This is a genomic window from Blautia sp. BIOML-A1, from assembly GCF_009883055.1.
In the GTDB taxonomy this organism is placed as follows: domain Bacteria; phylum Bacillota; class Clostridia; order Lachnospirales; family Lachnospiraceae; genus Blautia_A.
This window is the reverse complement of sequence record NZ_WWVR01000019.1, coordinates 14,359-35,631: the sequence shown is the minus strand read 5'-3', so window position 1 is coordinate 35,631 and position 21,273 is coordinate 14,359. Positions and strand designations below refer to the sequence as shown.

At 42.3% G+C, this 21,273-nt stretch carries 15 protein-coding genes; 12 read left to right on the top strand and 3 right to left on the bottom strand.

Features of this window, described 5'->3' with window-relative positions; genetic code table 11:
• Window positions 1-35 precede the first annotated feature (35 nt).
• Window positions 36-1,103, top strand: a complete 1,068-nt coding sequence (locus GT674_RS09920; protein ID WP_161285541.1) for an acyltransferase — start codon at window positions 36-38, stop codon at window positions 1,101-1,103.
• A gap of 128 nt (window positions 1,104-1,231) precedes the next feature.
• Here the strand turns inward: GT674_RS09920 and GT674_RS09915 are convergent, their stop codons facing one another.
• A complete protein-coding gene (locus GT674_RS09915) occupies window positions 1,232-1,498 on the bottom strand; it encodes a hypothetical protein (protein WP_161285540.1) in 267 nt (88 codons plus the stop codon).
• Between the two features lie 233 nt (window positions 1,499-1,731).
• Here GT674_RS09915 and GT674_RS09910 point away from each other — a divergent pair, with 233 nt between their 5' ends.
• The 5 genes from GT674_RS09910 (at window position 1,732) to GT674_RS09890 (ending at window position 10,023) form a co-directional block, all read left to right on the top strand.
• Window positions 1,732-3,990, top strand: coding sequence for a hydratase (locus GT674_RS09910; RefSeq protein ID WP_192926011.1), 2,259 nt, complete (start codon window positions 1,732-1,734; stop codon window positions 3,988-3,990).
• Between the two features lie 1,289 nt (window positions 3,991-5,279).
• The gene (locus GT674_RS09905; protein ID WP_161285539.1) at window positions 5,280-5,984 is read left to right on the top strand and encodes an RluA family pseudouridine synthase; all 705 of its coding nucleotides are present in this window, start codon (window positions 5,280-5,282) and stop codon (window positions 5,982-5,984) included.
• 142 nt (window positions 5,985-6,126) lie between these two features.
• Window positions 6,127-7,233, top strand: a complete 1,107-nt coding sequence (locus GT674_RS09900) for a substrate-binding domain-containing protein (RefSeq protein WP_161285538.1) — start codon at window positions 6,127-6,129, stop codon at window positions 7,231-7,233.
• A gap of 100 nt (window positions 7,234-7,333) precedes the next feature.
• Window positions 7,334-8,806, top strand: coding sequence for a sodium-dependent transporter (locus GT674_RS09895; RefSeq protein ID WP_192926010.1), 1,473 nt, complete (start codon window positions 7,334-7,336; stop codon window positions 8,804-8,806).
• 26 nt (window positions 8,807-8,832) lie between these two features.
• Window positions 8,833-10,023 (top strand): pyridoxal phosphate-dependent aminotransferase, encoded by a 1,191-nt coding sequence (locus GT674_RS09890; RefSeq protein ID WP_161285537.1) that lies wholly within the window; start codon window positions 8,833-8,835, stop codon window positions 10,021-10,023.
• 190 nt (window positions 10,024-10,213) lie between these two features.
• On the opposite strand, the gene GT674_RS09885 is transcribed toward GT674_RS09890, so the two are convergent.
• Window positions 10,214-10,915: a GTP pyrophosphokinase gene (locus GT674_RS09885; protein ID WP_161285536.1), complete on the bottom strand. Its 702-nt coding sequence runs from the start codon at window positions 10,913-10,915 to the stop codon at window positions 10,214-10,216.
• A 725-nt stretch (window positions 10,916-11,640) separates the two neighbouring features.
• On the opposite strand from GT674_RS09885, the gene adhE reads away from it, so the two are divergent.
• Together adhE and GT674_RS09875 are read left to right on the top strand one after the other, a co-directional pair.
• Complete coding sequence (gene adhE / locus GT674_RS09880; RefSeq protein WP_161285535.1) at window positions 11,641-14,250, top strand: bifunctional acetaldehyde-CoA/alcohol dehydrogenase; 2,610 nt, start codon at window positions 11,641-11,643, stop codon at window positions 14,248-14,250.
• Window positions 14,251-14,571: 321 nt separating this feature from the next.
• Window positions 14,572-15,879, top strand: coding sequence for an AI-2E family transporter (locus GT674_RS09875; RefSeq protein ID WP_243149096.1), 1,308 nt, complete (start codon window positions 14,572-14,574; stop codon window positions 15,877-15,879).
• A gap of 64 nt (window positions 15,880-15,943) precedes the next feature.
• Here the strand turns inward: GT674_RS09875 and typA are convergent, their stop codons facing one another.
• Complete coding sequence (typA, locus tag GT674_RS09870; RefSeq protein WP_161285534.1) at window positions 15,944-17,776, bottom strand: translational GTPase TypA; 1,833 nt, start codon at window positions 17,774-17,776, stop codon at window positions 15,944-15,946.
• Window positions 17,777-17,972: 196 nt separating this feature from the next.
• Between typA and GT674_RS09865 the strand changes: the two genes are divergently transcribed.
• The 4 genes from GT674_RS09865 (at window position 17,973) to dapB (ending at window position 20,976) form a co-directional block, all read left to right on the top strand.
• Window positions 17,973-18,599 (top strand): single-stranded DNA-binding protein, encoded by a 627-nt coding sequence (locus GT674_RS09865; protein ID WP_161285533.1) that lies wholly within the window; start codon window positions 17,973-17,975, stop codon window positions 18,597-18,599.
• Window positions 18,600-18,751: 152 nt separating this feature from the next.
• Window positions 18,752-19,270 carry a cob(I)yrinic acid a,c-diamide adenosyltransferase gene (locus GT674_RS09860; protein WP_161285532.1) on the top strand — a complete coding sequence of 173 codons (519 nt, stop codon included), beginning with the start codon at window positions 18,752-18,754 and terminating at the stop codon, window positions 19,268-19,270.
• Window positions 19,271-19,299: 29 nt separating this feature from the next.
• The gene (gene dapA, locus GT674_RS09855) at window positions 19,300-20,193 is read left to right on the top strand and encodes a 4-hydroxy-tetrahydrodipicolinate synthase (RefSeq protein ID WP_161285531.1); all 894 of its coding nucleotides are present in this window, start codon (window positions 19,300-19,302) and stop codon (window positions 20,191-20,193) included.
• 24 nt (window positions 20,194-20,217) lie between these two features.
• Window positions 20,218-20,976 (top strand): 4-hydroxy-tetrahydrodipicolinate reductase, encoded by a 759-nt coding sequence (dapB, locus tag GT674_RS09850; protein WP_161285530.1) that lies wholly within the window; start codon window positions 20,218-20,220, stop codon window positions 20,974-20,976.
• Window positions 20,977-21,273: the final 297 nt, after the last annotated feature.

The following is a 21,273-nucleotide window of genomic DNA, read 5'->3' as shown; positions in this document are numbered from 1 at the left end:
CTGAAAAACAGTAGACTTCAGATTCACAAGTCAAGATGAATAAAAAGAGAATTACGTGGATAGAACTTCTTCGCATTGCCGCCTGCATCGGTGTGATCGGTATTCATGCCGGATCGCAGCATTTCCGGGATACAGCACTGGATTCCGGGGTGTGGAGAGTTTCAAATTTCTATCATGGGATCTTTCGGTTTGCAGTCGCTGTGTTTGTTATGATCAGCGGTACCCTGTATCTGGACAGCAAACGGAACTGGTCCCTTAAGAAACTGTGGAGAAAGAACATTCTGCAGATTGCGGCTGCATATGCCTTCTGGCAGTTTTTTTATGCAGTATACAGAATTGTGGTTTCAGGAAATATGGAAGGTCCGGTCCTGTTTTTAAAGAAGGTCCTGATTTATTGCAGCGGTTCCTACTTTCATTTATGGTATCTTCCGATGCTGGCGGGGCTTCTGGCCGTGACGCCGCTTCTGTGGGAGATTGTAAACTGTGAACGCGGGAAGAAATGGGAGGAATATCTGATCCTGCTGTTTCTGATCTTCAAGATTCTGCCGTACACGATGAATTGTTTCTCATTTCCGCTGAAAGAGTATGTTATGGATCTGATGTATACGATTCAGCCTGGAATGATAGTGGATTATGCAGGATATTTTGTTCTGGGGCATTATCTTTCTCATTATGAGATTCCGAAAAAAATGGAAAAGACAGTTTATATTCTTGGAGTCGTTCTGATCATAACAGCAATCCTGCTCTGTCAGATCATGTCACCGCGGGAAGGAAGAGAGATACAGGCATATTATGAAAACTTCACGCTGGCCGGATTTTTCTGGGGAAGTGCAGTATTTCTGTTTTTCAAAAATTATGTATCCCGAATTCAGTGGACAGAGAAACAGGAAGAAGTGATCTGCCGGTTAGGGAGCTATACCTTTGGTATTTATCTGATCCATGCGTTTTTCCGCGATATCCTGCACAGAGCAGGGGTGGACAGTATGATGATCGGAATTACATTTATTGCGATTCCGATGGTTATGATATGTATTTTTGTACTTAGCTGTATTGGAGTAATACTTATAAAGAAAATACCGGTCTTAGGCAAATGGATCGTCTGAAAGTTTGTGGATGATTCTGCCGGCAGGAAACAAAAACAAACACTGCCGCTCACAGCAGGCTGTCAATTGGCAGCAGGGCTGCGGGCGGCAGTTCCTTACTTTATCTTGAAGCAAACTTGTCCGTTTTGTCAATCTTCTTCGATGACCTGAATCTCCAGATAATCAAATTCAATATGCTCAATAAAACTGTCCTGGCGGAATCTGGTTCTGGCATGGCGTTTAAAATCAGCAACATTGCTGTCCAGCCAGATTGGATTCTCCAGGTCGAAATCATAGCAGATTTCCTGAAGTGCCCGAAAAATCTTGTGTGTTCTTGTATCTTCAGAGTCGTCATCAATGACGATGTCTTTTAACATGTGGTTGTCTTTCCACATTTTTCCCCATAAACGAAACATATAATTAAAAACCTCCCTGTCAGAACTGCCACAGGCGGCAGAAATGTGATTCCAAGTATAACGGATTTTGATGGGAAAGTAAAGGAGTGTTATAAATTCACCAGAGTCATGTTTTTTGTGACATATCTTATGAAATCTCATTGCAGATTTTAGTGAGATAAAGTATAATTAATATACATTTTGCAAAAACAGCAAGAATGCAATGCAGAATTTACATGAATGGAGGAGTTATTATGAAGCTATACGACGGTGGCGTTTACCTTGTAAACGGTTGTGATATTGTTGAAGAAGGCAAGATGGAACAGCCGGTATCCAGAGAAGACGCAGCAAAGAACACTATGGCATATGGTATTCTGGAGGCACACAATACTTCTGGAAATATGCAGAAATTACAGATTAAGTTTGATAAATTAACATCTCATGATATTACTTTTGTAGGAATTATCCAGACAGCCCGTGCTTCAGGACTCGAGAAATTCCCGATTCCTTATGTGCTCACAAACTGTCACAACTCTCTCTGTGCAGTAGGCGGAACCATCAATGAAGATGATCATATGTTCGGACTTACCTGTGCAAAGAAATATGGCGGAGTATACGTACCTCCTCATCAGGCAGTTATCCATCAGTTCGCACGTGAGATGCTTGCAGGCGGCGGCAAGATGATCCTTGGTTCTGACAGCCATACCCGTTACGGTGCACTTGGTACCATGGCTATGGGTGAAGGCGGCGGAGAACTGGTTAAGCAGCTTCTTTCCCAGACTTATGACATCAATATGCCGGGCGTAGTTGCTATTTATCTTAAGGGACAGCCAAGACCGGGCGTAGGTCCGCAGGACGTTGCACTGGCAATTATCGGTAAGGTATTTGCCAACGGCTATGTAAAGAATAAGGTTATGGAATTCGTAGGACCTGGAGTTGCCGGTTTAAGTGCAGATTTCCGTATTGGTATCGATGTTATGACAACAGAGACAACCTGTCTTTCTTCTATCTGGCAGACAGATGAGACCATCGAGGAATTCTATGAGATCCATGGCAGAAAAGAAGATTATAAAGAACTGAAGCCAGGCAAGGTTGCATACTATGACGGCTGTGTAGAGGTGGATTTAAGCGAGATCAGGCCAATGATCGCAATGCCGTTCCATCCAAGCAATACCTATACAATTGATGAACTGAAAGCAAATCTCTATGACATTCTTGATGATGTGGAGAAGAAAGCACAGATCAGCCTCGATGGCAAAGTTCCGTATTCACTTAAGGATAAAGTCGTAGATGGCAAGCTTTATGTGGAACAGGGAATCATTGCCGGATGTGCGGGCGGTGGATTTGAAAATATCTGTGCAGCAGCAGATATTCTTCGTGGAGCAAGCATCGGAGCAGATGCATTTACACTCAGTGTTTATCCTGCAAGTACACCGATCTATATGGAACTTGCAAGAAATGGTGTCCTCGCAGATCTGCTTGAAACAGGTGCCGTTGTGAAGACTGCTTTCTGCGGACCTTGTTTTGGTGCCGGAGACACTCCTGCAAACAATGCATTCAGTATCCGTCATACAACCAGAAACTTCCCGAACCGTGAAGGATCTAAGGTTCAGAATGGACAGATTTCTTCGGTTGCCCTTATGGATGCAAGATCTATTGCGGCAACAGCTGCCAATAAAGGCTTCCTGACTTCTGCCGAAGAATTTACAGGAACCTACAGACAGCAGAAATATTTCTTCGACAAGACAATTTATGATAATCGTATCTTTGACAGCAAGGGAGTAGCAGATCCGAGTGTTGAGATCCAGTTCGGTCCAAACATCAAAGACTGGCCGGAGATGCCTGCACTGGCAGAGAATCTTGTGCTTAAGGTTGTTTCTGAGATTCATGATCCTGTTACAACAACAGATGAACTGATCCCGTCAGGTGAGACTTCTTCCTTCCGTTCCAATCCTCTTGGACTGGCAGAGTTTACTCTTTCCAGAAGAGATCCGGAGTATGTCGGACGTGCCAAAGAGATCCAGAAGGCACAGAAGGCAATTGAGGCTGGTGAATGTCCGGTTGATGCAGTTCCTGAGCTGAAACCGGTTATGGAAGCTGTAAAGAAACAGTTTGCAGACATCAGCAAAGAAAATGTTGGAGTCGGAAGTACGATCTTTGCCGTAAAACCTGGCGATGGTTCTGCACGTGAGCAGGCTGCTTCCTGCCAGAAGGTTCTCGGTGGCTGGGCAAATATTGCAAATGAGTACGCAACCAAACGTTATCGTTCTAACCTCATCAACTGGGGTATGCTTCCGTTCCTGATCCGAGAGGGAGAGCTTCCATTTGCAAACGGAGATTTCCTGTTCTTCCCGCAGATTCGTAAAGCTGTTGCAGAAAAAGCAGACAGCATCACAGGATATGTGGTTAAGGAAGACGGGCTCAGAGAATTCCAGGTGACTCTTGGAGAACTGACAGATGATGAACGTGAGATCATTCTCAAGGGATGTCTGATCAACTACAACAGAAAATAATATAACTGTTCACAGTAACAGAATAATCTGAAGGAATTGAATTTCAGTTCAGATTCTAAGGAGGGGTGCCGCACTTTGTGTGACACCCCTCCTGGCTTATATGAGAAATATATGAAAAAAATAAATTATCAGAAAATAATAAACAAAACACACAAATAAAACAAGAATAAAGTCGTAAACAAGAAATATATAAAATAAAATGCAAAATAATTAAAAATGTGTTGACAAATATGGACTGTAGTGCTATTATAATCTCATCAAAACAAAAGAAAACAAACACACAAAGTACAAAAGATACTCATTCAATTCATAGTATATAGAACACACATGAAAGGAATGAAATCAAAAAGAAAGGTTAAGGTGATACCGTTGGGACAGTAGTTATTAACGATCATCAATATAAGAAGTGATAGGAATCGAGTTTCCTGCCAGAAAGACCTGATACATATTAGCCCATTGAATTAGAAATAATCATATTCTGACAGAAGATTAATGAAAGTTATAACCTGGTGAACAGGACTTCATAAGAAGAAATGATTGTTTAAGAGTAAGTATTACAGGTATATAGAATCGATTACTTATATTGAATAACTATCACGCACCTGATACAGAGGATTTCGAAGATGTGTAAAGAAACATTTTTGAAAAAGTATAACTCCTTGTTTTAGAATTTCGTCTGAAAGAAGAGATTCAGAGAAATCCAAAGATAAACAGGCAAGATACTTTGAAATGCATATAAGATAAATTCTCATATGGATTGAAACTTTGCATCAGAAGAACATCTCCTCACAACAGATGTTAAGAAGAGATAAGAAGGAAGCTTATTTCTAAGGAAAACAATTCGAAATTTAATAAGTTAAGTTTGGAGTTGCTCTAGTCCAGCGAAAAAGATATCCGGAATTCTCTATAAATTAAATTATAATCCGTAAATTATAATTTAAATCTATAAACTTTCTAAATAAGCGAAATGATAAACATCGTATCGTTTATGAGCAGGGAATAAAATATTTTGATTATCCGATAAGACATGAATATGAGATTAATATAAAACTGAATAAAGAGAATTGAATGAAAGATATATAATATAAATATATCACAGGAATTCAATTAGCAGACAAGACGATAAGTTTGAAAGAACTAAGAGGTTATTAAAATTGAATAGTGAAGAGTGTTAAGACGACCATCCTTTTATCATAATTCGTGAAGAATAAATAGAAGTGATGGTCGTCTTTGTTGTTGTATTCCGTGCTCTTTTACGTTATACTCTCCTCAAAAGGAGAGATTTTTTTATGCGAAATTTTAATATACAGGACTGTATCCTTTTTGAGGATAAAGAAATTTTAGTATGCCATAAACCCGCAGGTATCGCTGTGCAGAATGCCAGACTGGGAGCCGCGGATATGGAGAGCAGCCTGAAGAATTACCTGGCACTCAAAAATCCCGGAAAAATGCCGTATCTTGGTGTTGTACACAGGTTGGATCAGCCGGTAGAAGGCGTTCTTGTGTTTGCTAAAACACCGAAAGCGGCATCCGGGCTGACTCGACAGATTACTGCAAAAACTGTTACGAAGGAATATCTGGCGGTGACAGCACAGATGTCGGATGAAAAGCAGGGACATTTAGAAGATTATCTCAAAAAAGACAGCAGGACAAATTCTTCGTCTGTGGTTGCTTCCAAAACACCAGGAGCAAAAAAGGCGGTTCTTGATTATTGGGTGCAGGAAGAAATAAAAGATGAAAGGACAGAAACCGGAAAGAGGATTCTGGTAAAAATTGCCCTGGATACAGGACGCCATCATCAGATCAGAGTTCAGATGGCGCATAAGGGAATGCCGCTTCTGGGAGATCGAAAATATAATGCAAAGGATCTTTCCGTCCTGCCACTGGGATTGTGTTCCTGTCATCTGGCATTTCGTCATCCGGTAACAGGAAAGAAGATGGAATTTAAGGCTGCACCGAAGGGGGAAGCATTCACAGGCTTTCAGGCGCTGTGAATGCCACAGTAATCATAACCGATTTTCCCTGTAAATAATGAAAAAAATTATGAAATCTATAGACTCAAAAAAGAAAATGTGTATAATGTAAAAAAAGAAGCGCATTTGTATAAAGGATATATTAAGGAAAAGAGGGAAAACGATGAGAAAAGCGGCTGCAGCCGGAATTATTCTTGCCGGAATTATTTTAGTGGCAGGAGGACTCGATAGAAAAGGCGGCTCTGATAATTTTGTAGCGGATGTGCAGGCAAATGACGAGACAACACAGAAAGAAGAAGAGAACAGATCATCTGAAGAGACAGAACTGGAAACACAGATAGATACTTCGGCACCTGTTACAGCAGGAAGCAGGATTGCCGTTGTGAGCAAGAGCGTAGACGGTGAATTCTGGAAAGCAATCCGTACCGGCATGGAGGATGCGGTGAAGGACGTCAACGCGGCATACGGCTATACGTCAGACGATCAGATCACGATGACGTTTGAAGGTGCGAGCAATGAGCAGGATGTGGAGAAGCAGATAAATACACTGGATGCAGTTATTGCAGAGAATCCAACGGTATTATGTCTTTCAGCAGGAGATGAGGATTCCTGCCAGGCTCAGATCGAGGCAGCGAAGGAAAATGGAATTTCAGTAGTTGCTTTTGACTCTAATGTAACGGACAGTGACATGATTGCAGCTTTTAGGGGTACTGATAATACTTCTGTAGGAAAGCTTGCAGGAGAGAAGCTCGCAGATGCAATAGGAAAGAGCGGCAAGGTGGCGATTTTTTCGGCACAGGAGAAGACAGAGAGTTCCAGGAGGCGAGTAGAGGGATTTAAGGAAGCAATCTCAGCTTATTCAGATATTTCAGTTGTTCAGGAATTATACATGGACAAGGTGGAGGATATGCAGTCTGCAATAGAGAGTACGCTTCAGTCTTATCCGGATCTTGCCGGCGTTTTTTGTACCAATGCGGATGTCTCTGATCTTTATCTTGATACCGAAAAAACAGGAGATCATGTTCTGACTATGGTTGGAGTAGATGCTACATCCAAGCAGCAGGAGGCAATTCGTAATGGTGTTGAGGCAGGTGTGGTTTCGCAGGATCCATACAGAATCGGCTACCAGACAATTCTGGCTGCAGTGCAGCTGACCGTTCCAAAGGAAGAAGTCTCAGGTGTTGAGAGAACGGTGCTTTATGATCCGGCATGGATTGATTCTTCAAGTCTGGATGATCCGGAGTACAGTGATTATCTTTATGGGAAATAATATAAATATTTGTATTCTATGCATAACACAAGGACAGTTCACATTGAACTGTCCTTGTGTTATAATAAACAGGTTCATTAAAATAAAGGAGGAAAAATTTTTGAAGGAAAGAGAATCATTTGGATCAAGGCTTGGTTTCATTCTGGTTTCAGCCGGATGTGCAGTAGGTCTTGGAAATGTATGGAAATTTCCGTATATGACAGGCAAGTATGGCGGTGCCGCGTTTATTCTTATCTATCTTGTATTTCTTGTGCTGCTTGGACTGCCAATTCTTGTAAGTGAATTTGCGGTAGGACGCAGCAGCAGACTGAGTACGGCGAGAGCATTTCATAAACTGGAACCGGAGGGTTCTAATTTTCATAAATACAGTTATATGGGAATGATCGGCAATTACATGCTGATGATGTTTTACACGATGGTAGCAGGCTGGATGATGTACTATTGTTATGTTATGGCATCCGGTAAGCTGAGCGGTGCTTCTTCTGATGAGATAAGTGGATTTTTTTCAAATTTGATGACGTCCACAGGTACCATGACGGGCTGGATGATCGCGGCAGTTCTGCTTGCATTTGGAGTCTGTTCGCTGGGACTTAAGAATGGAATTGAGCGTATCACCAAGGTCATGATGATCTGTCTTCTGGCACTTATCGTTGTGCTGGCTGTTCATTCTGTGACTCTGGACGGTGCAATGGAGGGTGTTAAATTCTATCTGGTGCCAAACCTTGACAATATTCGTGAGGCAGGTCTTGGAAATGTAATCTTCGGGGCACTTTCACAGGCATTCTTTACGTTGAGCATTGGTATCGGAGCTATGGAAATCTTTGGAAGCTATATGGGAAAAGAACAGACGCTGGCAGGTGAGAGTGTCAACATCCTGATCCTGGATACCTTTGTTGCACTGATGGCTGGACTGATCATTATTCCTGCATGTTTTGCTTTTAATGTAGAACCGGGAGCAGGTCCGGGACTGGTATTTATCACTCTGCCGAATGTCTTTAATCAGATGGCAGGAGGAAGGCTCTGGGGAACACTATTCTTCTTATTTATGTCATTTGCAGCATTATCCACAGTTATTGCAGTGTTTGAGAATATTCTTTCTTTTGCAATGGATTTGTGGGGCTGGAAGCGAAACAAGGCGGTTCTTGTAAATATTGTTCTGGTTATCGTTCTATCCATGCCGGCAATCCTTGGATTTGGTCCATGGTCTGGAATACAGATTCTTGGTGAAGGAACAAACATTATGGATCTGGAGGATTTTATTATTTCCAATAATATCCTGCCGCTGGGATCTGTGATCTTTGTGATCTTCTGTGCATCCAGAAAAGGCTGGGGATGGGAGAATTTTATCAAAGAGGTCAATACAGGTTCCGGACTGAAATTTCCGACATTCATCAGAAATTATATGCTGTGGGTGATCCCGGTTGTTGTTGCAGTCATTTATCTGAAAGGGTACTATGATATGTTCCAGCCAAAGGGACTCTCCTATCTGATTCCATGGATGATTGTTGGTATTGCCATGCTAGCGCTGGTTGGATGGATTGCATTTGGTCACAGCAGAAAAAATAAAAAGTAATCAGCAGAAATACGAGGAGGTATATTATGATAGCAGAAAAAATGAAACCTTTTGTACAGAATAACTCAGCAATTCGTATGATGTTTGAGGAAGGAAACCGTCTCCGTGCAAAGTACGGTGCGGATAAGGTATATGATTTCAGCCTGGGAAATCCGAGCGTTCCGGCACCGGACTGTGTGAGAGAGGCAATCATTGACCTTGCAAACAACGAAGAACCGACAGTTCTTCACGGTTATATGAGCAATGCCGGGTTTGAAGATGTCAGAGAAACAATTGCACAGTCTCTGAACCGTCGTTTTGGAACCAGTTTTTCTGCACATAATCTGATTATGACCGTTGGTGCGGCCAGTGGGCTGAATGTGATCCTCAAGACAATCCTGAATCCTGGAGAAGAAGTGATCGTTTTTGCACCGTATTTTCTGGAATATGGTGCATATGTACGTAATTATGACGGCCAGCTTGTGGAAATCTCCCCGAATACAGAGACTTTTCAGCCAAACTTAAATGAACTGGAAGAGAAGATTACCGCGAATACCCGTGCAGTGATCGTGAATACACCACATAATCCTACAGGTGTTGTTTATTCCGAGGATACGATCAAAGAACTGTCTGCGATCCTTGAGAAAAAACAGCAGGAGTTTGGCTCTGTGATTTATCTGATTTCTGATGAACCATACAGAGAGTTGGCTTATGATGGAGTGGAGGTTCCATATCTGACAAAATATTACAGGAATACTGTTGTGGGATATTCCTACAGTAAATCACTCTCTTTACCGGGAGAGCGTATTGGTTATCTGGTCATTCCAGATGAACTGGAAGACAGTGCAACAGTTATTACAGCAGCAGCGATTGCAAATCGTATACTTGGAAGTGTCAACGCTCCGTCTCTGATGCAGAAGGTGATCCAGAAATGTGTAGATGCAGAGGTGGATGTGGCTGCCTATGACAGAAATCGTCTGACACTTTACAACGGGTTGATAGAATGTGGTTTTGAGTGTATCAAACCACAGGGAGCTTTTTATTTATTTGTGAAATCTCCGATCGCAGATGAGAAACAGTTCTGTGAGGCCGGTAAGAAATATAACATCCTTATGGTTCCGGGAAGCTCCTTTGCTTGCCCGGGATATGTGAGACTGGCATACTGCGTCTCTTATGAGACAATCTGTAATTCCCTTCCGGAATTTCGGAAGCTGGCAGCAGAGTATGGACTTGCATAGAGCAAAAGAATATTCTTTAAAGTACCGAGAAGCCGCATTGCGCGGCTTCTTTTATTGTGAAATAATAAACAAAGTTTGCCGATTTTTGAACCCAAAAACAGGAGATCCACTCGCAGAAGTACGGGGCAGGAGCTCCTGTATATGTTTATATTGCATATCAGAGAGGCATCAGGGATGCCGGATCATGATATCAGATTTTATCAATTTTCTTACGGATTTCCAGCATCCGGTGATCCAGCTGGCTGATCATGGAGGCACATTGCTGCAGTTCCTCGTTGATAGGAGCTGCCTGTTTCTGATCTCTTTTATAGCGAAGATGATGATCAAGATTAGCCCAGTAATCCATGGCAGCTGTCCGAAGCTGTAGCTCCAGCTTGATCCACTGGTTTTCTTCCTGAAATGGAATTGCAATTTCCAGAATCAGATGGAGACTCTGATAGCCGGACTTCTTGGGCTGTCTGATATAATCTTTGATTTTGATGACACGGATATCCTGCTGCTTTTGGAGAAGGTCAGCTACTTTATAGATATCATCTATATAGGCACAGACCGCTCGGACACCGATCAGGTCGTTGATCTTGTCTAGAGCATTGGAAAAAGTCAGATCCAGCCCCTTTTTCTGCATTTTTTTGCATACGCTGTCATAGCTTTTGAGTCGTCCGATTTTCATCTGGATAAAGTTTCTCCCATAGTGCATAAGCAGAAAGGTATTGATGATATCTATCTTGGTCATCATAAGATTGATGGCACATTGTCCTTTGATGCTGAACTCACTGTCAGTCAGCATATTCTTTAAAAGTTCTTTCTTTTTCAATTTCTGTCTTTCTTCCTCTAATTGTATCAATGTGAATGTTTCTGGTTCTGTTACTCGTACTGCATTGCCGCTTCCCATTAGAATACTCCTTCAATAATAAATTTGTAGATTGATTGTGTTAAAAGAAAGTAAAGATCTCTCATCTTTTAATTTATGTGGGGCATAATAGAAATATGACAAATAATCGTAACTGTTCAGTACCCTCACAGTTACGAGTCAAAATGCATTTCAAATCACCTTCGGTGATGGCATTTTGCCTTGTATATCTCGGGATTTTGGCAAAAAACATGCCAAAACGCCTCGCGGGATACTACCTTCTGAATAGTTATAAATAATCTTATTTTTTGAACTTTTGGGGAATGACTCGCGGACAGTTGCGAAAGATTGTGGGATATACTTGGGAGGCTGAGAGTTTGTCTGGAAAAACAGTGAGTATTTTTGCTGTATTAACGAAACGGCATAATATATTATTATATACAAAATAAACAAAAAAGTATATAGAAAAACAGAAAAAATATAAAATATTTCAAAAGAAAGTGAATGAAAAAATCTAAATTTTAAATTATATGATAATAATGTACAAAAGCACCCCGAAATCACTTGAATAAAATGCATAAAAAATCGAAAAAAGAGGGATTATGTGGGATTGATTTAGATGAATAAAGTATATTGACAAATGATTAACAATCACATATAATAACCTCATCAGCAAGATTGATAAATAATTAACGATAATTCGTTAACACACACAACCAACACACTACACTATTAAGACGAAAAAGAAAAACAGGAGGATTTCAGAAATGGCAAAGAAAGAAAATAACATCCCTGCAATTATCGATACTCCAGAGGCACTTGAAGCTAAGATTGCCGCAATGAAAGAAGCTCAGAAAATTTTTGCTACCTATACACAGGAGCAGGTTGATAAGATTTTCAAAGCAGCAGCAACTGCAGCAGATAAAGCACGTATCCCGCTTGCCAAAGCAGCTGTTGAAGAAACAGGAATGGGTATCGTAGAAGATAAAGTTATCAAAAATCATTATGCATCTGAATATATCTACAACGCATACAAAAACACAAAGACATGTGGTGTAGTGGAAGAAGATTCGGTTTATGGAATCAAGAAAATCGCAGAGCCGATCGGTCTGATTGCAGCAGTTATCCCGACAACAAACCCGACTTCCACAGCAATCTTCAAAACTCTGATCGCATTAAAAACAAGAAACGCGATTATCATCAGCCCACATCCACGTGCAAAAGGAAGTACTATTGAGGCTGCAAAGGTTGTTCTGGAAGCGGCAGTTAAAGCAGGTGCTCCGGAAGGCATCATCGGATGGATCGATGTACCAAGCCTTGAACTGACAAACCTTGTAATGAAAGAAGCTGACATCATCCTTGCAACAGGTGGTCCTGGAATGGTTAAGGCTGCATACTCCTCCGGAAAACCGGCACTTGGTGTTGGAGCCGGAAATACACCGGTTATCATTGATGAGACAGCAGACGTTCGTCTTGCAGTAAACTCCATCATTCATTCCAAGACATTCGACAATGGTATGATCTGTGCTTCTGAGCAGTCTGTAACTGTTCTGGAGGGCGTATACGAAGCAGTAAAAGCAGAGTTCCAGTACAGAGGATGCTACTTCCTTAAAGAAGATGAGATCGAGAAAGTAAGAAAAACAATCCTGATCAATGGTGCACTGAATGCCAAGATCGTTGGACAGAAAGCAGCAACCATCGCTGAGATGGCAGGAGTTACTGTCCCGGCTGAAACAAAGATCCTGATCGGTGAAGTTGAATCTGTAGATATCAGTGAAGAGTTTGCACATGAGAAACTTTCTCCTGTACTTGCAATGTACAAGGCAAAAACCTTTGACGAAGCAATCGCAAAAGCAGAACAGCTTGTAGCTGATGGCGGATACGGACATACAGCTTCTCTTTACATCAATGTAAATGAGAAAGAAAAAATGGCAAAACATGCAGCAGCAATGAAGACCTGCCGTATTCTTATCAATACTCCATCTTCTCAGGGTGGTATTGGAGACCTCTACAACTTCAAACTTGCTCCGTCTCTGACACTTGGATGCGGTTCCTGGGGTGGAAACTCTGTATCTGAAAACGTTGGTGTAAAACACCTGATCAATATTAAGACTGTTGCTGAGAGGAGAGAGAACATGCTCTGGATGAGAACCCCGGAAAAAGTTTACTTTAAAAAAGGTTGCCTGCCGGTTGCTCTTGATGAGCTGAAAAACGTAATGGGCAAAAAACGCTGCTTCATCGTAACTGACTCTTTCCTTTATAAGAATGGATATACAAAGAAAATCGAAGACAAACTGGATGAAATGGGAATCGTTCATACATGCTTCTCTGATGTAGAACCAGATCCGTCTCTGGCAAGTGCAAGAGCAGGTGCAGCAGCAATGCGTGCATTTGAGCCGGACTGCATCATTGCAATGGGTGGTGGTTCCGCAATGGATGCCGGTAAGATCATGTGGGTTCTTTATGAAAACCCGGATGCAGACTTCGATGATATGGCAATGGACTTCATGGATATCCGTAAGAGAATCTATACATTCCCGAAAATGGGTAAAAAAGCTTACTTCATCGCCGTACCTACATCTTCTGGTACAGGTTCTGAGGTAACACCGTTCGCGATCATCACAGATAAAGAGACAGGAATTAAATGGCCTCTGGCAGACTATGAACTGCTTCCGGATATGGCGATCGTAGATACAGACAACATGATGAGTGCACCAAAAGGCCTGACAAGTGCTTCCGGTATCGACGTTATGACACATGCGATCGAAGCATATGTATCCATGATGGCATCTGACTACACAGACGGTCTTGCACTCCGTGCGATCAAACTGGTATTTGACTATCTGCCAAGAGCATACAGAAATGGAAATGATGTAGAAGCAAGAGATCATATGGCAAATGCTTCCTGCATGGCTGGTATGGCATTCGCAAATGCATTCCTCGGAGTAAACCACTCCCTTGCACACAAACTGGGTGCTTTCCACCATATTCCACACGGAATTGCAAATGCTCTGGTACTCACAGATGTTATGCGTTATAATGCAGCAGAAGTTCCGACAAAGATGGGTACTTTCCCGCAGTATCAGTATCCGAAGACTCTGGCTCGTTATGCAGAGATTGGTCGTTTCGTAGGACTGACAGGAAAAGATGACAAAGAAGTATTTGAGAAACTTCTGGAGAAACTGGAAGAACTCAAGAAGATCATCGAGATCAAACCTACTATCAAAGACTACAATGTAGATGAGAAATACTTCCTTGAGACTCTTGATGAGATGAGCGAACAGGCATTCAACGACCAGTGTACTGGTGCAAATCCGAGATACCCACTCATCGCAGAGCTGAAAGAGATTTATCTGAAAGCATACTATGGTAAATAAGAAACAAGTACATTTTCTTCCATAGAAAATTTATTATAAACGGCGGCTGCCCCGGTATTACAGGAATGTGATACCGGGGCAGTTGTTTTTTTACTCCATAAGAAACTTAAGAAGCAAAACAGGAAATCTGTGTGTTGCAAATCAAGAATGTGGATGTTACAATGTACTGCAACAAGATGAGTAAAATAAATGTTACTGCTCACTCAGTTTACCTGTGAACGGTTACAAATAAATCTGTCTGTGAAAAGACAGAACAGTTACAGACAAACAGAAAATCACAGATATGTGATACAGAAAAGACAGCTTCAGGGGGCATGACTATTGAAACAGAATGAAAACACAAAATATGTAAAACTTGGAATCACAGGTGCGTCAGTCCTGGCGTTTGGCTTCGCAATTATGTATATTCTGAACCAGAGTCAGAATATCGCAGCAGGAATCAGAGGAATTTTTAACATCCTGAAACCGTTCCTGTATGGTGCGTTGATTGCCTATATTCTTGCACCAATGTGCAATCGCATGGATGACAGATTCCTGAAGTGGTTTCCAAATGCAACTGAGAAACAGAAAAAGGGATTGAAATTCCTGTCTATCGCGATAGCAGTGATTTCTGCTGTGACGATCGTAGTCTTATTGATTCTTCTGATCCTGCCGCAGGTATGGGACAGTACGGTCAAGATTATCCGTATTCTTCCGGAGAGACTCGCGTATTGTAACCGTATGATTGATCAGATACTGCAGGACCAGCCGCAGATCCGGGCATATTTTAATCATTTCGCTTCACAGATCGAGAGTGGACTGAATGATGTCCTGAATGCAAATTCCAGCATGATGCAGACGATCCAGGGAATTATTAATAATATCACAGTACAGCTGATCGAGGTGTTCAGTGTGTTCAAGAACATGTTTCTTGGATTTTTGATCGCCGTTTATCTTCTTGCCAGCAGGAAACTGTTTGGTGCACAGGCAAGGCTGCTTCTGTATGGTATTTTTCCAAATAAGTGGGCGGCTATCATTGAGGAAGAATTTCGTTATACAGATAAGATGTTCAATGGTTTCTTTGTTGGAAAGATCATTGACTCTGCGATTATCGGTGTGATCTGCTTTGCAGGTACGACCTTGATGGGATTTGAGTCGGCTGCTTTTATCAGTGTAGTGATCGGTGTGACGAATATCATACCGTTTTTCGGACCTTTTATCGGTGCGATTCCATGTACCCTGCTGCTTCTTCTTGATAATCCATGGCAGGCACTGTATTTCGTTATCTTTATTGTGATCCTTCAGCAGGTGGACGGAAATATCATTGGACCGAAGATCCTTGGAAATACAACAGGTGTTTCCAGTTTCTGGGTATTATTCTCCATTCTTCTATTTGGCGGATTATGGGGAATTGTGGGAATGGTTATCGCAGTTCCGCTTTTTGGAGTGATTTATGATATCATCAGGAAGCTGACGAACAGAGGTCTCCAGAAGAATCATCAAGGGGAGATGCGGGAAGCGTATGATAATTATTTCCACAAGCCTGAACAACCGAAGGAGAAACCTTCCGAGTCGAAGCTTTCCAGAGAAAAATTTCTTGAAGCGAAGGTTAAGCTTCAGAAGAAGTGGAAGCAACATTCAGATCGATAATATGACATAAAAAACGTGCGCATTGACAGCGCACGTTTTTTGTCTAAAGCAGACTTGTTTGTTTTTACTGTTTACGGAATGCAGCACGTTTTCTTTCTCTAGGGTCGAGAATTCTCTTACGGATACGAAGGCTTGATGGTGTAACCTCAAGAAGCTCATCCTGATCGATAAACTCGATTGCCTGCTCCAGGCTGAGGATTCTTGGCGGGGTCAGTTTCAGAGCTTCATCAGCGGAAGAAGAACGTGTGTTGGTCAGATGTTTGGTCTTGCAGACATTCAGTTCGATGTCCTCAGCTTTACCATTCTGTCCGATAACCATACCGCTGTATACTTTTTCGCCAGGTCCGACAAAAAGTGTTCCACGATCCTGTGCGGAGAACAGACCGTATGCAACAGCCTCACCTGATTCGAATGCGATCAGGGAGCCCTGTTTACGGTACTGGAAATCTCCCTTGTACGGAGCATATCCGTCGAAGGTGGTATTCAGAATACCGGTACCCTTGGTGGAAGTAAGGAACTCTCCACGGAAACCGATCAGTCCACGGGACGGGATGTGGAATTCCAGACGAACAGAACCATCGCTGGCTGTGCTCATTCCCTGAAGCTCACCTTTACGTTCGCTCAGCTTCTGGATAACAGTACCTGAGAATTCTTCCGGAACATCAACGTAAGCGATTTCCATCGGCTCGAGTTTCTTGCCGCGTTCGTCTGTGTGATACAGAACTTCCGGCTTACTTACTGCGAATTCATAACCTTCACGGCGCATATTCTCAATAAGGACAGACAGATGAAGTTCACCACGTCCGGAAACCTTGAAGCACTCAGTAGTTTCTGTATCTTCTACACGAAGGCTGACATCTGTGTTGAGTTCACGGTACAGGCGGTCACGCAGATGACGTGAAGTGATAAATTTACCTTCCTGTCCTGCAAGTGGGCTGTCGTTTACAAGGAAGTTCATGGAAAGTGTAGGTTCAGAAATCTTCTGGAACGGAATTGCTTCCGGATTGTCACCGCCGCAGAGGGTATCACCGATATGGATATCTTCAATACCGGAGATTGCAACAATAGAGCCTACAGATGATTCCTTAACTTCAATCTTATTCAGGCCGTCAAATTCATAGAGTTTGCTGATTTTGACTTTCTTGCGTTTGTCAAGGTCATGATGGTTCAGAAGGGTAAGTTCCTGGTTTACTGCGATCTTACCATTCTCTACTTTACCTACACCAATACGTCCTACATATTCATTGTAGTCGATGGTGCTGATAAGAACCTGGGTATCAGCATCCGGATCACCCTCCGGAGCCGGGATATATTTCAGGATTGTCTCAAACAGCGGAGCCATATTCTCTGGTGTATCTGCAAGATCCAGAACTGCATGACCTGCTTTTGCAGAAGCATACAGGAACGGGCAGTCAAGCTGCTCATCAGAAGCCTCAAGATCCATAAGGAGTTCGAGAACTTCATCGATAACCTCATCCGGACGTGCTTCCGGACGGTCGATCTTGTTGATGCAGACAATAACATGCAGATCCAGTTCAAGAGCCTTTTTCAGAACGAATTTAGTCTGAGGCATGGCACCTTCAAAAGCATCTACCAGAAGAATAACGCCATCGACCATCTTCAGTACACGCTCTACCTCGCCACCGAAGTCTGCATGGCCTGGGGTATCGATGATGTTGATTTTTACTCCTTTGTAGTGGACAGCAGTGTTCTTGGACAAAATAGTAATTCCGCGCTCACGCTCAATGTCATTGGAGTCCATGACACGTTCCTGAACTTCCTGGTTTTCACGGAATACACCGCTCTGCTTCAGAAGCTGATCCACCAGTGTGGTTTTGCCGTGATCGACATGGGCGATAATGGCTACGTTGCGTACATCTTCGCGTTTGATATTCATAAAAATCGAAATCCTTTCTTTTTTCTTCTATATTAATGTGTTTTTTTCATAATACGACATTTCAGTTTACCACATTTTTCGCAGATTACAAGGTGTTAATAAAATTTTTTTTAAAAATGGTTCTAAATCTTCGTGGGACTTCATATTCATAGTTCTATAAAAAACAAAATACCCAAAGAGGAAGGAGAACTTATTTATGGCAGACAAAATCATTGAAAATAATCAGGTATCGATCATGGGAAAAATTGATACAGGCTTTACTTTTAGCCACCAGGTATTTGGTGAGGGCTTTTATACAATGGAACTTATTGTCAGACGACTCAGTGATTCGGAGGACAGAATCCCGGTTATGGTGTCTGAGCGTCTGATCGATGTCACGCAGGACTACACAGGGGAATATATCGAGATTCATGGCCAGTTTCGTTCTTATAATCGCCATGAAGAGAAACATAATCGACTGGTACTTTCTGTTTTTGCACGTGAAGTAAGATTTGTGGAAGAGGATGAAGAAAATACTCCGGTCAATCAGATCTTTATGGATGGATTTATCTGTAAACCTCCGGTTTATCGAAAGACTCCTCTTGGAAGAGAAATCGCGGATATCCTTCTGGCAGTGAATAGGCCTTATGGAAAATCAGACTACATACCATGTATCTGCTGGGGCAGGAATGCAAGATACGCTTCGGCATTTGCAGTGGGAGGGCATGTGCTTCTTTGGGGAAGAATCCAAAGCAGGGAGTATGTGAAACGTATCAGTGAAAATCAGTCCGAAAAGCGTATTGCTTATGAAGTATCCGTGAGTAAGCTGGAATATGTGGATTAGCTAAGCAGCAGTGTAACTGTTCACAGGTGATATCCCCGAGAGATGGTATCAGGAAACACCCGGCAGATACAGCTTGCTTTTTTGCCTGAACTGAGGTAAGATAAAACCATTAATGCAAGGATTAGTTTTACTAACGTTAAGAGGAAGTAGTTATGGAAAGAGAATTAACAGAAGTATACTGTGGAAACGGAAAGGGCAAGACTGCGCTTGCAATCGGACAGAGTATCCGTGAAGCCGTTCAGGGCAGGAGTGTGATTGTGATCCAGTTTCTGAAAGGATGTGAGAAGCGTTCTCTGGATTTCCTGGAGGAGATGGACAATCTGGATTTTAAGATCTTCCGTTTTGAAAAGAGAGACTGCTGTTATGACCAGCTGACAGAGGAAGAGAAGGCAGAGGAGAAATCCAATATCCTTAACGGACTGAACTTTGCCCGTAAGGTTGTGGTGACTCAGGAATGTGATTTCCTGTTGCTGGATGAGATTCTGGGACTTTTGGACTGCGGAATTGTTACTGCAGATGTCATTGCTGACATTCTGAAGCAGAAGGACGAGTCCATGCATATAGTGATGACGGGATGGAATTTCCCGGATGAGCTGAGACCTTATGTGGACACAGTCACAACACTGAACACAGAGGAGATTCACTCAGCAGATCATGAAGGAATAAGATAAAATTACAGAAGAATAAAGGAGGAGTTCAAATGGCAATTTTTAAAGGTGCAGGTGTAGCGATCGTTACCCCTATGTATGAAGACGGAAAGGTGAACTACGATAAACTTGAAGAACTGCTCGAGTATCAGATTGCCAACAGTACAGATGCGATCATTATCTGCGGTACTACAGGTGAGTCTGCAACTATGACACATGGAGAGCATCTCAAGACGATTAAATTTGCAATTGATAAAGTAAACAAACGTGTTCCGGTTATCGCAGGAACAGGTTCCAACTGCACAGAGACTGCGATCATGATGTCTAAGGAAGCTGCATCTTACGGGGCAGACGCTCTGCTGATAGTAACTCCTTATTATAATAAGGCAACTCAGAAAGGCCTTATTGCTCACTATACTGCTGTAGCAAACGCAGTACCGGAGACACCGATCATCATGTACAATGTTCCAAGCCGTACAGGATGTAATCTCCAGCCGGCAACAGTTGCTGCCCTTGTTAAGAATGTTAAGAATATTGTAGGTCTTAAGGCTGCAAGCGGTGATCTTTCTCAGATCGCCAAGACAGTTTCTCTGGCAGGTGAAGATCTGGAACTGTATTCCGGAAACGATGACCAGGTTCTTCCGATTCTTTCTCTTGGTGGACTGGGTGTTATTTCCGTTCTTTCCAACGTTGCACCGAAGGAAACTCATGATATGGTAATGAAATTCCTTGAGGGAGACACCAAGGGAGCTGCCAAGATCCAGATCGATGCAATCCCGCTGATCAATGCACTCTTCTGCGAAGTAAACCCAATCCCGGTCAAGACTGCTCTGAACCTTATGGGAATGAACGTAGGACCGCTTCGTATGCCGCTTTGCGAGATGGAAGAAGCAAACAAGGAAACACTGATCAAAGCAATGAAAGATTTTGGAATCAAACTTGCATAAGAAACTCCGGAGGAAAACACAACTATGGTAAAAATTATTATGCACGGATGCTGTGGACATATGGGTCAGGTAATCTCTGATCTGGCTGCGAAGGATGCGGAGGCAGAGATCGTTGCCGGAATTGATATCTCAGACAAGGGAAACACCACATATCCGGTATTTACAGATATTAAGGCATGTCAGACAGAAGCAGATGTAGTGATCGACTTTTCTTCAGCCAAGGCAGCAGATGCACTGCTGGATTTCTGCGTAGAGCGCAATCTTCCGGTTGTACTTTGCACAACAGGACTTTCCGAAGAACAGCTTGCCAAAGTAGAGGAGACGGCAAAGAAGATTCCTGTCCTTAAATCTGCAAACATGTCTCTTGGAATCAACACTCTTCTCAAACTGATCCAGGAAGCTGCCAAAGTTCTGGCAACCGCAGGATTTGACATGGAGATCGTAGAACGTCATCATCGCCTGAAACTGGATGCACCGAGCGGTACTGCTCTGGCACTTGCAGACAGTCTCAACGAAGCTATGGATAATCAGTATCACTATGTCTATGACAGAAGCCAGAAGCGAGAGATGCGTGATGATAAGGAAATCGGTATCTCTGCAGTTCGCGGCGGAACGATCGTAGGAGACCACGAAGTAATCTTTGCCGGTCCGGATGAAGTGATTGAATTTAAGCACACAGCATATTCCAAGGCTGTGTTTGGCAAAGGTGCCGTGGAAGCAGCCAAGTTCCTCGCAGGGAAACCGGCAGGACGGTATGATATGGCTGATGTGATCGAGGGATAAATAACGTCAATATGTTTTTGTGATATACAAAAGACTAAAAAAAGTTCTTGCAATCAAAAAAAAGTTGTGCTATGATGACTTCATCAATCAAAGAACAACCGAATTTACAAGGGCGTAAACATCAAAAGGTGTTTACGCCTTTTTTGTATGGATCTGCCAGAACAGATATCGATTTTTTCCTTTGACTGAACAGGCCTGTAAAAAATATCCAAAAATAAAAAAGTAACCAAAAAATCATTAGACTAATTGTACAAAAAGATTATTGAACTCTTAAAATTTTTGTGATATAGTAACTAC